The organism is Candidatus Poriferisocius sp. (genome assembly GCF_965219815.1).
In the GTDB taxonomy this organism is placed as follows: Bacteria; Actinomycetota; Acidimicrobiia; order Acidimicrobiales; family Bin134; genus Poriferisocius.
This window is the reverse complement of sequence record NZ_OZ244791.1, coordinates 2953032-2967974: the sequence shown is the minus strand read 5'-3', so window position 1 is coordinate 2967974 and position 14943 is coordinate 2953032. Positions and strand designations below refer to the sequence as shown.

11 protein-coding genes are annotated in these 14943 nt (G+C 62.5%); 8 read left to right on the top strand and 3 right to left on the bottom strand.

The genetic code is table 11. From position 1 onward, the window contains the following. Window positions 1-5: 5 nt before the first annotated feature. Window positions 6-1103 (bottom strand): hypothetical protein, encoded by a 1098-nt coding sequence (locus tag ACOQPI_RS14250; RefSeq protein ID WP_420620286.1) that lies wholly within the window; start codon window positions 1101-1103, stop codon window positions 6-8. Between the two features lie 76 nt (window positions 1104-1179). Between ACOQPI_RS14250 and ACOQPI_RS14245 the strand changes: the two genes are divergently transcribed. From ACOQPI_RS14245 to ACOQPI_RS14230, 4 genes are read left to right on the top strand one after another with little or no spacing between them, the layout of a single operon-like run. Further along, entirely contained in the window at window positions 1180-1941 is a 762-nt protein-coding gene (locus ACOQPI_RS14245; RefSeq protein WP_420620285.1) for an SDR family NAD(P)-dependent oxidoreductase, read from the top strand. 23 nt (window positions 1942-1964) lie between these two features. Further along, window positions 1965-2417: a Zn-ribbon domain-containing OB-fold protein gene (locus ACOQPI_RS14240; protein ID WP_420620284.1), complete on the top strand. Its 453-nt coding sequence runs from the start codon at window positions 1965-1967 to the stop codon at window positions 2415-2417. Window positions 2418-2457: 40 nt separating this feature from the next. Then, a complete protein-coding gene (locus ACOQPI_RS14235; protein ID WP_420620283.1) occupies window positions 2458-3645 on the top strand; it encodes a lipid-transfer protein in 1188 nt (395 codons plus the stop codon). Between the two features lie 54 nt (window positions 3646-3699). After that, on the top strand, window positions 3700-4908 hold the full coding sequence (locus tag ACOQPI_RS14230; protein WP_420620282.1) for a cytochrome P450: 1209 nt from the start codon (window positions 3700-3702) through the stop codon (window positions 4906-4908). 41 nt (window positions 4909-4949) lie between these two features. Here the strand turns inward: ACOQPI_RS14230 and ACOQPI_RS14225 are convergent, their stop codons facing one another. Next, the gene (locus tag ACOQPI_RS14225; RefSeq protein WP_420620281.1) at window positions 4950-6125 is read right to left on the bottom strand and encodes an ATP-binding protein; all 1176 of its coding nucleotides are present in this window, start codon (window positions 6123-6125) and stop codon (window positions 4950-4952) included. Between the two features lie 277 nt (window positions 6126-6402). Here ACOQPI_RS14225 and ACOQPI_RS14220 point away from each other — a divergent pair, with 277 nt between their 5' ends. The 4 genes from ACOQPI_RS14220 (at window position 6403) to ACOQPI_RS14205 (ending at window position 13338) form a co-directional block, all read left to right on the top strand. Then, a complete protein-coding gene (locus tag ACOQPI_RS14220) occupies window positions 6403-7584 on the top strand; it encodes a sugar ABC transporter substrate-binding protein (RefSeq protein ID WP_420620280.1) in 1182 nt (393 codons plus the stop codon). A gap of 118 nt (window positions 7585-7702) precedes the next feature. Further along, complete coding sequence (locus tag ACOQPI_RS14215; protein WP_420620279.1) at window positions 7703-8701, top strand: ABC transporter permease; 999 nt, start codon at window positions 7703-7705, stop codon at window positions 8699-8701. Continuing rightward, entirely contained in the window at window positions 8698-10242 is a 1545-nt protein-coding gene (locus tag ACOQPI_RS14210) for a sugar ABC transporter ATP-binding protein (protein WP_420620278.1), read from the top strand. The genes ACOQPI_RS14215 and ACOQPI_RS14210 overlap by 4 nt, the downstream gene beginning before the upstream one ends. A gap of 99 nt (window positions 10243-10341) precedes the next feature. Continuing rightward, window positions 10342-13338, top strand: coding sequence for a M16 family metallopeptidase (locus ACOQPI_RS14205; RefSeq protein WP_420620277.1), 2997 nt, complete (start codon window positions 10342-10344; stop codon window positions 13336-13338). A gap of 42 nt (window positions 13339-13380) precedes the next feature. Here the strand turns inward: ACOQPI_RS14205 and ACOQPI_RS14200 are convergent, their stop codons facing one another. After that, the gene (locus tag ACOQPI_RS14200; RefSeq protein WP_420620276.1) at window positions 13381-14940 is read right to left on the bottom strand and encodes an AMP-binding protein; all 1560 of its coding nucleotides are present in this window, start codon (window positions 14938-14940) and stop codon (window positions 13381-13383) included. Window positions 14941-14943 lie beyond the last annotated feature (3 nt).

Genomic DNA, 14943 nt, shown 5'->3' with positions numbered 1-14943 from the left:
GGCGCTTACGGGGCCACGGCAGCCCCGTCGTTCAGACCGTAGTCAGGGAACGGGCCGAAGAAGCCGTGCTCGTAGAGGCCGAAGCCCTCCTTGCCCTCATAGCTAAAGCGGGCGACGTGGTCCACCACTCCGTATTGGCCGATGGGCTTGACCTCGGTATCCACGTCGTACACCTTGCCCTGAACCACCAGTTCGGGGCCTTGGTACATGCCGTGGCGCCAGTCGGCGTCCATGCCGTAGCCAGTGCCCACCGACACGTAGTTCACCAGCAAGGGCTCGCAGTCGATCTCCAGCCCCGATTCGGGGAAGGAAATGGTGGAGTGAGTCAGCACCCGGGTGCCGGACTCGAAAGTGTGGTCGTGCTCGGGCCGGCCCAATTCCTCGTCGGGACGCCCGTCAGCCCAAATGCGCTTGGCCTCAACCAGTTTCCGGCTTCCATCGGGCTGCTCGTGGTTCAAATAAAGCACGGCGTGGTCGTCGAACAGCATCGGAAAGTAGTTCCACATGCCGGCCATGACATTGGAGCCCTCGCGGATGCCGTCCGACTCGGCCTCGCCCACTGGGCGGATGCCCCAAGAGCGGTCGCGGGCGCCCCCCCACCGGTCCGGGGTTACCTGGAAGTCCTCGCCGCCTACCGACAGGGTGCCCTCCCACCGGCCGAGCTGGGCAAAGCGCTGAGTATTGAATACCACGCGGCCTTCATTGCGGATGTGCTGGTTGGGCTCGGGAATGGGCCGGATGGCCGCATTCCAAGTGACGTCCATGGCAATGGTGTGCTCGCTGGGCTCCACGATGACCCGCAGCTTCTTGAGCGGCTCGATCACTTCGATGCGAATGGGGCCGACCGTTTGGTCCATGCGGTCGGTGAGCGGTCGAGACGCCCGGATTACGTGCTGCTTGGCTCCCCGTGCGACGCAGCAGAAGGCGTCGTGGACGCCCAGGTTCGGATATTGCCCCATTCCGAAGATGGCAAAAAGCTCGCCGCTGGAGCTGTGCAGGTTGAAGTAGTAGCGGTCGTAGAAGTTGCGATCGGTGGTGGCTACGTGGCGGATCCAGTCGGGGGACTGGTGAACCGGGAAATCGTCCCAGGATGAGATGCTCATTGCTGTCCTTTCAGTAACCATTGCGCGGTGGCCTACCTTATGTCCTCGTACCAACGGCAATAGAAGGCAGATGGCCATGAATGACACGATGGAAGGCAAGGTGGCGCTGGTTACCGGTGGTGCCAGTGGGATCGGCCAGGCCGCCGCGGTGCTGTTCGCCAGGAGAGGGGCGAGCGTCGCGGTGGCCGACCGGAATACGGAGGGTGGCGCTGAGACGGTAGCCCTGGTCGAGGCCGAAGGAAGCCAGGTCCAGTTCTTCGAGACCGATGTCACCGACGAAGATCAAGTGGCCGCCCTTGTGGCGTCCACCGTGTCGGCGTTCGGCCAGCTCGACTACGCCTTCAACAACGCGGGCATCACCCACCCTTCCCGGCTGTTCCACGAGCTCACGCTCGAGCAATGGGATGAGATGATCGCGGTCAACCTGACCTCGGTGTTTCTGTGCATGAAGCATGAGATCATCCAGATGCTGGAACAGGGCGGTGGAGCCATCGTGAACACCGCATCGGGGGCGGCCATCATTCCTGCGCCCGGCCAGCCCCACTACACCGCGGCCAAACGGGGAGTGCTGGGGCTGACCACCTACGCCGCCGACGAGCTCAACAACAAGGGCATCCGGGTCAACGCCATCTGCCCGGGCATGATCGACACCCCGATGGTGGCGTCGTGGCGGGAGTCGAGTCCGGAAATGGCCGAGGCGGTGGTCCAAATGATGCCGGGGGGGCGCTTGGGGTTGCCCGCAGAGGTGGCTGAGGCTGCGGTATGGCTGTGCAGCGACGAGGCCCGCTGGGTATCGGGCGACACCATGGTGGTTGACGGAGGAATGCTCAACCGTTAGCGGCCAGTGCGTATGCTGCGACCATGACGAGGACGCAATTAGCCGCGGTGGAGGGGCTGTTCACGCTCAACTCCGATGAGCCCCGGCTGATCGGGGGGCGGGCTCGCAGCCGCGGTTCCTATTTCTTTCCCAAAGCTCTGGCCGGCTCTGACCCGGCGTGTTTGGGCGATGAGATCGAAGAGGTGTTGCTAAGCCGCACCGGCCAGCTGTGGTCGTACACCACGGGCGAGTACGCCCCGCCTGCGCCGTATGTCATTCCCGGCGACGAGTTCGAGCCCTACGTGGTTGCCGCGGTGCGGTTGGCCGAGGAGAACTTGGTGGTGCTGGGCCAGGTGGTGGAAGGCGTGTCGGTGGAGGATCTCTCGGTGGGCATGGAGATGGAGTTGGTGATCGATGTGCTGTATTCCGACGAGGAGCATGACTACCTGGTGTGGAAGTGGTCGCCGACACCGATGAGCGAGAACGGAGACGACTGATGGACGAAATCGGTCAGAAGGGAAGCGGGTGAGGTAGCAAATGGACGAAATCGCCATACTCGGTGTGGGGATGCACCCCTGGGGTAAATGGGGCCGAAACTTCGTGGAGTACGGGGAGAAGGCGGCCCGCGACGCGCTAGCCGACGCCGAAGTGGGCTGGGACGAGATCCAGTTCGTATCGGGGGCCAACAGCGTGCGCTGCGGCTATCCGGGCTACGTGTCGGCGTCTACCTTTGCCAACGCCCTGGGGTTCACCGGCTGCCAGTTGGCCAGTTCGTACGCAGCGTGTGCCTCGGGGGCTACTGCGCTAAGCATCGCCCGGGCCCAGATCCTGTCCGGTGTGTGCGACGTGGCCTTAGTGGTGGGAGCCGAGTCCACCCCCAAGGGATTCTTCGCTCCCAATGCCGGGGAGCGCCACGAAGACCCCGACTGGCTCCGGTTCCATCTGGTGGGAGCCACCAACCCCACATACTTTGCCCTCTACGCCCGGCGGCGTATGGAACTGTACGGAGACACCTCCGAGGACTTTGCCGCGGTGAAGGTCAAGAACTCCCGCCACGGGGTGTTCAACCCCAACGCCCGGTACACCAAGGAATACGACGTTGACGACATCGCCAACTCCCCAATGGTGGCCGACCCGTTGCGCCTGTTAGAGATCTGCGCCACCTCCGACGGCGGGGCTGCCCTGGTGGTGTCGAGCCTGGAATGGGCGGCCAGCCGGGGGGTGGACAACCCAGTAAGGGTCTCGGGCATCTCCACGGTGAGCCCCACCTATCCCAACAGCGTGATCGAACTGCCCTATCTGGCGTCGGACTCGTGGGCCGCCGTAGGCGACGAGACAATGACCTTCAAGGACAACATTGCGGCCCGGGCCTATGAGGAGGCCTCGGTGTCGCCCGAAGATCTGGACTTCGCCGAGGTGTACGACCTGTCGTCGGCCTACGAGCTCGACTGGTACGAGCACATCGGGCTGTGCGAGCGGGGCGACGCGGCCAAGCTGCTGCGGGCGGGAGACACCGCGCTGGGCGGACGCATCCCGGTTAACCCCTCGGGGGGGCTGGGAGCCTTCGGGGAGGCCGTTCCCGCCCAGGCCATCGCCCAGGTGTGCGAGATGGTGTGGCAGCTCCGGGGCGAGGCCGGGCACCGCCAGGTGGATGGGGCCAAAGTGGGCCTGTCCATCAACCACGGCATGTTCGGCCACGGTTCCTCGGTGATCTGCACCCGCTGACCCGCTCACCCGGTTCTCGGTACTGGGGATCGCCCTCTGGCTAGAGTGCCCGCCATGGCACCACCTGACCTGCTCAGCTCCGACGAAGATCGCTACGACGTTTACCGGGTGTACCGGGACGAATACCCGTGCTTCCACGACGAGGCGTCCGACACGTGGTTTGTGAGCCGCTACGCCGATGTGGAGCACGTATTCAAGAACCCGGATTTCAGCACCGACATGTACGAGTGGATGATCGAGCCGGCTCACGGCCCGACACTGCTGTCCAAGCATGGGGCTGAGCATTCCCGCTATCGCAACCTGGTGGCACCCTTCTTCCGGGGGGCGTTGCTGGAGGCCGACTTCATGCCCATGATCGAGGCCCAGGCTCGCTCGATGATCGATCAGTGGATCGACGAAGGGAGCTGTGATCTGGTTGAGGGCCTTTCGCGGTACCTGCCCATCAAGGTGATCGTGGCCATGCTGGGCCTGCCCGATGAGGACCACCCCAAGTTCCAGGACTGGTACGAGTCGATCAACCGGTTCGTGTCCAACATCAATCAGGACCCCGACATCATCGCGGAAGGGGAGCAGACCCGCGTGGAGTTCCAGGAGTACCTGATGCCGGTGATCGCCGAGCGCCGCCGCAACCCCGGTAACGACCTGCTGTCGAATCTGGTCACGGCTGAGATCGACGGCAGCGGCCTGTCTGATATCGAGGTCAAGTCGTTCACCAGCCTGCTGCTGACCGCCGGGGGAGAGACCACCGACAAAGCCATCGCCAGCCTGTTCAAAAACCTGCTGGAGCACCCCGACCAGCTCGAACAGGTGCGCAATGACCGCTCCATGGCCACTATGGCGGTGGCCGAGACACTGCGCTACAGCCCGCCGGCCCACTGGATCCAGCGCCTGCCCCACGAGGAGGCCGAGCTGCCGTCGGGCACTGGCACCATTCCGGCGGGGGCCACCGTAACCGGCATCATCGGCGCCGCCAATCGGGACGAGCGCAAATACACCCACACCAACCCCGAGCTGTTCGACATCAACCGAAAGGACCTACCGGCCTCCAGCGCCTTCGCCGCCAACGCCGAGCACACCACCTTCTGCTTCGGTCGCCACCACTGCGTGGGCTCCTATCTGGCCAAAGCCGAGATCGAGGCCGCGCTCAACATCGTTTTGGACCGCACCGAGAACCTCCGCATCGCTGACGGATTCGAGGCCAAAGAGGTCGGCGTTTTCCTCCGGGCTCCCGCAGAACTCCATGTGGAATTCGACCCGGTCTGAGCCGTGTGAGATGGCCCCTCATCGGCACTCTGGCCTGTCGGTCACAGCCTCCGCTTGAGGAATTCATTGAACATCGGCACTGTGAAGGCGATCACGTCGTGCGCGGGGGAGAAACACAGACCTCGCTTGATCAGAGAATCGCGAATTGTCGAGACCTGCCGAGTGGTCTTTCCTAGCGCCCTTGCTACTTCGCTAGAGCGACAGTCCTGCGCTCCCAATGAGGCCATGGCAGCCAGATACTCGCGCTCTGCCCGCGTCGTCCTGTCAAACCTGACCGCGAAGAACCCCTGATCTAGCTGCTCTTTGGCAAGTGGCACTGCCGTGAGGACATCTTGGCGGGTGATCCTGTCCGGGCCGGGTGCCATCCGCCATGCCTGCATCCCGAACTCCTGCAAGAAGTATGGGTAGCCCGAGGTTGCATCAAGCACCTCCTCCAAGGCGGATGTCTCCCATTCAACGTTTTCTTCTTCGGCGGGTGAGGCCAATGCCTCGAAAGCCGCTTCTCGGTTGAGGCTTTCTATGGGCGAGAATACGAACAGACGCTCTGCATAAGACCTCGCTTCGCCGAGCAAGCCGAGCAGAGATGGAAGTCCGGCGCCGGCCACAATCAGGGGAAGCTGAAGCTGGCTGACTTCGTGCAGGGCCATCAGCAACGGTGTAAGGCGCGCCGCGGGCAGATACTGGATCTCGTCTATGGCGAACAGCACTCCGGTTCCTTGATCCTGGGCCAACTGTCCAACGACTCGGAACAAATCAGCCAAGTCGCGACCCAGGTCGCCGGAGTCGGCGCGCCCTGGAACCGGATCAGGCTCGAAACCCAGGGTAACCGCCCCGCCGCCTGGAACTTCCCATGCAAGTTGAAATGACTTGAGCACCCCCAATGCACTTGCCCCCCATTCCGCAAGGCGCTTCCCGGGAGAGAGATCCAAGATGGCCGTTCGCGCCAGCCTTGCCGCTGCTTGAGCAAGGTCTGTGCCCTCATCGCATTCGTAGTGCTGGCAGACCCAACCCCGCTGGGCGGCGATGGCATTGAACTCGCGCAGAAGAACCGTTTTGCCCACACCGCGAAGGCCGACAAGCATCTGGCTCCGGCCGGCCCGTCCGCGATCTAGGCGTTGGACCGTCACGTTGAACTCGGAGATCTCGTTATCGCGGCCTGCAAGCGCAGGTGGGGGGCTTCCGGCCCCCGGGCTGTAAGGATTTCGATGGGCCTCCACCGTTGTTTCCTCCCATTAGGACAATTGCCGAGGACTTTATACCCACTTCTAGGATAGTATAGTGAATATATTTATACATCACTAGAAATGAATAGAAGCGTGTTTGGGAAGTGCCTGCGCTCCCGGGCAAGGGGGGCGTATTGCCCGCCACCGGCAGTGCTCGCGGTGATGCACTGATAGCACTGGGCGCAGGGGATTGGTACCAGATAGGCGATTTTCCTACTATTGGAACTTCAACCGTTGGACTCACACATTGGCGTCCAGAGAGGGGACAACCATGAAACGATCTTTGTGGAAGCTGCTGGCTGCACTGCTGGCGTTGACACTGGTTGCCGCGGCGTGCGGCAACGACGATGACGACGTCGCAGACGAGCCAGCGCCCGCCCCGGCTACTGAGGCTCCGGCCCCGGCACCGACCGAGGCACCCACTGAGGCTCCGGCCCCTGAGCCCACTGAAGAAATGGCTCCGGAGCTGCCCGACATCACGATTGGGTACCTTCAGTGGATCTATGCCGATGAGGCCGGAAAGCGCATTGAGGACGCTGCGAAGGAAGCGGTGGACTTCCTCGGCTGGGGCTATGAGACCTGTGATGCTGCCGGCGACCCGGCGCAGATGCCGGTCTGCGGCAACCAGCTGCTTGACGCCGACATCGACGTAATGCTTACCGACGGCATCCCCGAGGCATTCATCACCGACGTGCTCGAGCGGGCCGAGGCCGAGGGCGTGCCGGTGCTGTCAGCCGGCGGCGAGGTCGATCCCCGCGATTTCTACATCGCCAGCTATGCCTCCGATGACACCGACCTCGGAGTGCAGCTCGCCAACTATCTGATTGAGCAGCTTCCCGACGGAGGCAACATCATCGTGCAGACGGTGCCCACCGCGTGGAGCGACAAGCGCATCACCGGGCTCAACTCGGTTATCGAGGGGACCGGCATCACAGTTGTCGACCAGTGGGAAGGCGATTTCGCCAACCTGGTTGCCGGCACCGAGGCTGATGTGACCACCAAGTTGCAGCAGTATGACGATGTTGACGCTGTTTGGATCAACTTCTCGGTTGCTTCCATCGGCGCTGCCTCGGCAATTGGAGCCCTCTATCCCGATGGCGACGATCCAGATCGACCGCTATTGGTCACCTTCTACGCCAATCCAACCACGGTCAATGACATCCGCGACGGCCGAGTAGACGCTGCGGTGGACGAGAAGCTGGAGTGGCAGAGTTGGGCGCAGGTGGATGCCGTTGCCCAGATGCTGGTATTTGGCACCGAGCCGAGCCAAGAGCGTGCCCCGAGCTACGACGGTCGGATCTTCTCCGTACGGCAGGTGGTCACCATTGACACCGTCAATGCCATGCCAGCCGACAGCACTGAGGTTCCAGCACCGGATCCCCCAGGTGACTACGAGGAGTACTTCCGCAACAAGTGGTGCGGACAATTCAGCGGGGTCGCAAACTGCGGATAATTCCCTGTTCTTGCGCTGTGGCGCATACCTGATGTCTATGATTGAGCCGGCGACAAGCAGTCTTGTCGCCGGCTTAATCGCGCTTGGGAACTAATCCCGACTTGAGGAGTCTCTAGGAATGACTGACACGACCACTCCCTCTGAATCGTTGAAGTCGCGTCCTGCCTTTAGTGTTCTGTCATTTATTTCTCAATATGGGGTCATACTGACTCTCTTAGCCAGTGTTGTTACGTTCGCAATTCTCAATGACCGGTATATAGATCCTGGAATTCGTAACACTCTCAACATAGCATCTCCACTGCTGCTTCTAGCCTTAGGACTCACTGCGGTTCTTGCAATGGGCGATTTCGACTTATCTGTTACTGGTATACAGTCGGCGGCAGGGGCGATTGTCGTGCTCCTTATTGTCAATCATGACTGGTATTGGGTTTGGGCAATCCTGATTGGTTTAGCATTCTGTCTTGTTGCTGGTGTTGTCAACGGCACGTTGGTCTCATATATAGGAATGCCTTCCTTTATCACTACTCTTGCTACTGGACTGATCTTGTTCGGCACTAGGTATGAGAGTGCTGATGGCCGAAATATCACTGGCTCAGGAGGTCTACCCGATATCTATCGCGACTTTGGTGTTGGTCAACCGGACCCCTGGCTTTCCTTGCATACGCCGGTGTGGATTTCTATAGGAATGGCGATACTGCTATGGCTGCTGATGTCTAAGACAGAAGTGGGTCGTTATATGTATGCCATTGGCGGCAATCCTGAAGCGGCAAGATTATCTGGCATAAATGTCAAACTATTACGGGCATCTGGCTTTGTCATTGTCGGCGCAATGGCCCTGGTTGCCGCGGTTACTTCAACAGCAAGGACTGCTTCGGCAGTGGCTGACAGCGGGTTCTCAACGCTACTTGGAGCCTATGCCGCAGCTTTTTTGGGAGCCGCAGCCTCAAGGCGCGCGCTATTCAACGTACCGGGGACGGTGCTGGGCGTGATCTTCTTGCAAGCGGTTGACCGGGGCCTAATTTTGGAGGGATATAGCACCGGAGTTAGGGATATTGCCAAGGGTTGCATTTTGTTGTTGGCTATGGCGTTTACACGTCTTGGTGCTTCCCAGCGATGACAACCTCCGCTTTAGCTGTACCGACATCGCTTCTCAAGATCTCCGAGGTAACCAAGCGCTATCCCGGGGTTTTGGCGGTAGACGATGTGTCGCTGTCGCTGGAGTCTGGCCAGATCGTCGGACTGGTGGGCAAAAACGGGGCGGGCAAGAGCACGCTCATCAAGATCATCGCGGGGGCGGAACACGCCGACGAGGGCCATCTGCAGCTGAACGGCGAGCCCCTGGAGCTCCACCGTCCCCACGATGCCACCGACGCCGGGCTGGCCTTCGTCCACCAAGACTTGCAAGACGTTGGCGATCTATCGGTGGCCGAGAACGTGATGATGGGTCTGGGCTATCCCCGCAAGATGGGGTTGTTCGTGGACTGGGCCGAACTGTACCGCCGGGCCGCTGAGCCCATTGACCGGCTGGAAGCCGACATCGATCCACGCGAGCCGGTGGGAGAGCTAAGCGTGGCCAAGCAGCGGCTGGTCATGATTGCCCGCGGGCTTGCTCAGCAGGCCCAGCTTCTCGTGCTGGACGAACCCAGCGCCTCGCTCACCGATGAGGAGATCGAGCACCTGTTCGCGGTCGTCCGTCGGTTGAGGGACGACGGCATCACCGTGGTGTATGTGTCGCATCGGCTGGAAGAGATCTTCGAGCTCACCGAGCGGGTGATCGTGATGCGCAACGGACAGCTGGTGGCCGATGAGCCCACCTCAGCGCTGAATCGGGCCTCGCTGATTTCTCACATCACCGGCCATGAGCACGCTCAAACCGCGACTGAGCGCAGAGCCAGCCGGGAAGTGGGAGGACGCCCCGACACGGAGGCCGTCTTGGAGGTAGAGGGAATTAGCGCCGACACCGGCGTACGAGATTGCACTTTCGACGTGCGCAAGGGCGAGATCTTGGGCTTAGGCGGGCTGATGGGCAGTGGCCGTACCGAGTTGGTTCGGGCGGTGTTCGGTGCCGATTACCGTCAGGAGGGCTCAGTGCGGGTGCACGGCCGTGAGATTCATGGCAACCATCCCTCAGAGTCCATGTCGGCCGGTCTGGCCCTGCTGCCTGAAGACCGCAAGACCCAGGGCAACATCATGGATTTCAGCGTGCGCAACAACATCACGCTGGCCTCCCTGGACCGCCACCGGGTTCGACCTCGGGTGCCGGCCCCATTGCCCCGGTCGGAAAAGCAGGCGGCTGACCGCCGGATCGATCGGTTGAGCATCGCCACCCCCCACGACCGGCAGCTGGTGCGCCTGCTGTCGGGCGGCAATCAGCAGAAGGTGGTGATCGCCAAGTGGCTGGAGCAGGGGGCTGATGTGCTGATCTTCGACGAACCCACCATCGGAGTGGATGTGGACGGCAAAGAGGAGATCTACGACATCATGGAGGAACTGGCCGCCGAGGGTAAGGCGGTGGTGTTCATCTCCTCAGAGTTCTCCGAGTTGGTCGGCGTGTGCCATCGGGTGCTGGTGCTCCACGAAAGTCGAATTGTCGGTGAGCTGGAGGGTGACGAAGTCACCGAGCCGGCGATCGTGGAGATCTGCTACAGCCAGCACTGATTCTCAGCCGGTGGTGTGAGATGTGTCACTGGGGGTCGGTACTGTTTGCGGCCACGGGCTCTGTTGAGCCGAGGTGAACACTGAACCCACGAGGCGGGTATGAAGAAGCTCCTGATCCTGTTGCTGAGCGCGGCCCTGATAGCGGCCGCCTGTTCGGACAGCGAATCCCATGTGCCGGTCACCGGCGCGATCGACGCAGGTGAAGCCACGGCGGCGGAAGAGCCAGCTCCGACTGTTGAGGCCACCGCAGCGCCCACGGTTGCCTCGGGGGCCGAGGGCGAAGCCGACGAGGTTGCCGACCCTGAGCCCGCGGAGGATGGGGAAGCCATTTGCCAGAGCGCCGAAGTGGCTGCCGACGGCGCTCAAGGCGAGGGCCTTCTGCCGGTGGATCCCGATGTGAAGATCGGCACGCTGGCCAACGGGCTCACCTATTACGTGCGCTCCAACGACAGCCCTGGCGGTGCCCTTTCGCTGCGGCTGGCGGTGGATGCGGGGTCTTTGAACGAGCCCATTCAAGGGGCTGGCTACGCCCACTTCTTGGAGCACATGCTGTTCAACGGCACTGAGAAGTACCCCGGCAACGAGATCACCGATGCGCTCCAATCCATCGGGGTGGAGTTCGGCCCCGACATCAATGCCTACACCTCATACGACGAGACCGTCTACATGCTCGACCTGGTCATCGACGAGGAAGAAGACTCGGTGGCCACCGCCTTCGACGTGCTCGCACAGTGGGCCCACGCCGCCACCATCACGCCTGAGGACGTGGAGGAGGAGAGGGGGATCATCCGCGATGAATACCGTCTGAGGGAGGAGACCGGCGACGGCATCGTGCATCAGGTGTTCGACGAGATGTACGTGCGAGACACCCCCTATGAGGCCCGTTCGCCCATCGGAACGGTGGAGGTAATCGAGGCGACCACCGCAGAGGACCTGCGGGACTTCTATGAGACGTGGTATGTGCCGTCGAACATGGCGGTGGTGGCGGTGGGCGACCTCCCCATTGAGACGCTAGAAGACCTGGTTGAGGAGCACTTCTGCGACATCGAGGCCGGAGATGCCCCCAACGCCCCGGACAGCTGGTCGGCACTGAACCCGGTGCCGACTTTCGACATCGCCACTTCCCCAGAGCAGTCCTACACCTATCTCTCCTTGGATATCCGCCTGCCGTCTTGGGATCCCAGCACTGTCGCCGGCGACCGGGAGCTCTGGACCGAGGAGATCATCAGCATCATGGTGGGCAACCGCCTGCAAGACGGCTACGAGCAGGGGTTTCTGTCGCAGATCGATCCGACGCACTGGAGTGCCTTCTCCTACACCCGGGGACTGCGGTACTACGGCACCAACCTGAGGGCCGAGGACTTCTCGGCTGCCCTAACCGACTATTGGTCGCTGCTGCTGAGCCTGGCGGAGCACGGTTTTGCCGAAGCCGATCTGCAAAGGGCGGCCGACACGATCAGAGCCGACCTGCAATCCGCGGTCGAGGCGGCGCCCACGATCCAGGATCGCCAGCACGCCGGTCGCTACGCATCGCACTTCTTGGGGGGCGGCGACATCGGAGCACTGGAAGACACCGCGGCCCGTGTCGATGCCCTGCTAGAAGAGATCCAGATCGGTGATCTCACTGAGCGCTACCGGGATATCTTGGACGAAAGCGGCGTGATCCTGATCGCGGTGGGTGCCGATCCCTCCGACATTCCCAGCGTCGAGGAAATGCAGGCAGCGCTGGATGCGGCTGAGCCGGGAGAGCTGCCGGCTCAGCCCACAGAGGCCACAGAGCTGCTCTCAGCGCCCGAACCGGTAGAGCCGGTGAGCGAAGGACCGATCGAAGCCCTCGCTGACGAGATGGACGATGCCTATGAATGGGTGTTCGCCAACGGCGCCAGAGTGGCCTACGCCTACTCTGACATAGCCGAGAATGAGATCAGCTTGAGGGCGACCTCATGGGGAGGCTGGTCGGCCCTTGAAGAGGGGGATCGGCCTTTGGCCCAGTACTTGGCGACCCGTGCGGTGGTCAACAGCGGGTTGGGCGATCTGAGCCCGTCGCAGATTTCCCGCTATCTGGACAACCACAACGCCGGGGTGCAGCCGCACATCGCTGAGACCACCGAGGGATTTTCGGGTGCTTCCGACACCGCGGGCGTCGAGACGATGTTCCAGCTCATGCACCTGTACATAACCCAGCCGCGGGTAGACGAACAGGCCTTCGCCGAAGCCGCCGACATCGGGGACATCATTCTCTCCCTGTCGCAATCCGATCCCGACTGGCAGGAGGCACTGGCGTTCCTGGAGGCGCGACACGGGGAGGCCTTCGGCTGGTTCAACTTGGCCGCCCCCCAGGAGAGGCTCGACTCCCTGACCGCCGAAGATCTGCTGGACATATACCGCCAGCGTTTCGGCGGAGTGGATGACCTCGAGGTGATCGTCGTCGGCGATGTGGATCGCGACACCGTGGGGCAGATGGCCCGCACCTATGTGGGAACCCTTCCTGCCCGCCAAGCCGACAGCTACGCCAATCGGCGTGCCGCGGAACCTGAGGGGATTGTGCGCCGCGAGGTGGTGCTGGGTCCGGACAATCAGGCGACTTCGGTTACCTACACCTTCGAGGCGCCTTTGGGCGTGAGCCCGGCGACTCAGGTTGCCACCAGGGTACTGAACGTGATCATGGACACGAGGCTCGTAGAGGACGTGAGGGAGGATTTGGGCGACACCTACGCAGCCTCTGCGTCCATTGGCCAGGCGATCACCCCCGAGCCGCGGGTTACCGCTGATGTATCCGCAAGCGGTGATCCCGAGCAGATGGCGGGAATCGAGGCGGAGATGGGCCGAATCGTGGCCGAAGTGCATGCCGGCGAGATCTCGGCTGAGGAATTCGAACAGGCCCGCTCGGTGGCTGGTGACGACTACGAGTTGGTCGCCAACAGCGATTGGATAGGTGTGCTGTCCCGCCGGGCTTATGTGGGCGACGACGAGCTGCCCACTCCTGGACGGCTGATTGAGGAGCTGGAGGCCCTGGAACTGGCCGATGTGCAAGATCTGGCCGCGTTGCTGTTCGACCCCGATCAGCACATCCAGATCGTCCGGGTGCTGCCGTAAGGAGTTGTTCTGGCTGGCGGCGGGGTCGGGTCCGCCGCCGAATCAGACTTGGCGCTCTTCGTCGGCCCAGTGGGGGTCGCGCAGCACCCGCTTGAGAATCTTGCCGGTGGGCGCCTTGGGTAGCTCGTCAACGAAGGCGACCGAGCGGGGCTTCTGGTAAGAGGCCAGGTTCTGGCGGGCGGCGTCGATGATCTCGTCCTCGGTGGCGGTCATGCCCGGCTTGAGCACCACGTAGGCCATCACCGACTCGCCCCAGGTGTCGTCGGGCACGCCGATAACTGCGGTCTCCAGCACGGCCTGGTGGGTGGCGATGGCCTCCTCGACCTGCACCGAGTAGATGTTCTCGCCGCCGGAGATGATCATGTCTTTGGCCCGGTCCACGATGAACACGTATCGCTCGTCGTCCCAGGTAGCGATGTCGCCGGTCCACATCCAGCCGTCTTTGATGGTGTCGGCGGTGAGGTCGGGGCGGCGGAAGTAGCCCAGCATGTTGGCCTCCGACTTCACGATGATCTGGCCGGGCGTCTTGCCATCGCAGGGAACGTCCACGCCGTCGGCATCCACCACCCGAACCGAGGTGACGAACCCCTCCCGGCCGCACGACCGCAGCCGCTCGGGGCGGTGTTCGTCGCGAATGGCCCGGATGTGGTCCTCTTGGGCCAGGAAGCACATGGTGGTGCCCTCGGTCTGGCCGTAACCCTGGATCAGGGTGCAGGGGAACTTGTCCATGGCCTCGGTGATGACCCTCGACGGCATGGGGCCGCCTCCGTACTGGATGTTGCGAAGGCTGGAGATGTCGTAGTTCTCGAACCCCTCCACCGCCATCATCCAGTTCAACATGGTGGTGACTCCCAAGAAGGCCGAAACCTTCTCGGTTTGGATCAGCTCCAGGGCCAGGGTGGCGTCGAAGTTCATAAGCACCAGCGGGCAGCCGTGGGCCAGATAGTTCATGGCCAGCACCACCGGGATGTGGAACATCTGCCCGGTGAGCATGTACACGTCGCTGGGGACGATGCGCTCGGCCACCGTCTGGTTGAGCATCCCGAAATAGACGCTGCGGTGGCTGTGCAGGGCGCCCTTGGACTCACCGGTGGTACCCCCGGTGTAGAGGATGAACAGCGGGTCGGTGTCGCCCACCTCGGATGAACCCTCGGGCTCGGCGTCCGGCGATGAGGCCACCAGCTCCTCGTAGGAGCCGTCGCCACCTTCGCCGTATTGGAGCCAGTGCTCTACCGAGCTCACCAAGCCAGCCAGCTCGGCCGACTCGGCGGCGTATGCGCCCTGGGTTATGTAGGCCCGGGGCTCCCCGTTGTTGACGATCTTGGCCAGTTCAGGGGCCGAGAGCCGCCAGTTCATGGGCTGGGCCACCAGACCGGAGCGTCCGCACGCGAAATAGAGCGCGGCGTACTCAACCGAGTTCTGGCTCAAGATGCCGACCCGGTCGCCCTTTTCCAGACCCAGGCCAATCAGCCCGTTGGCCAACCGGCGAACGTGCTCGTCAAAGGCCGCGAACGTGACCCGCTGGCCGGTGGTGGAGTCGATGATCGCCTCGCGGTCCGGCGTCTGCCGGGCCCACTTGGCGGGAATCTGGCCGATGTTCATCTG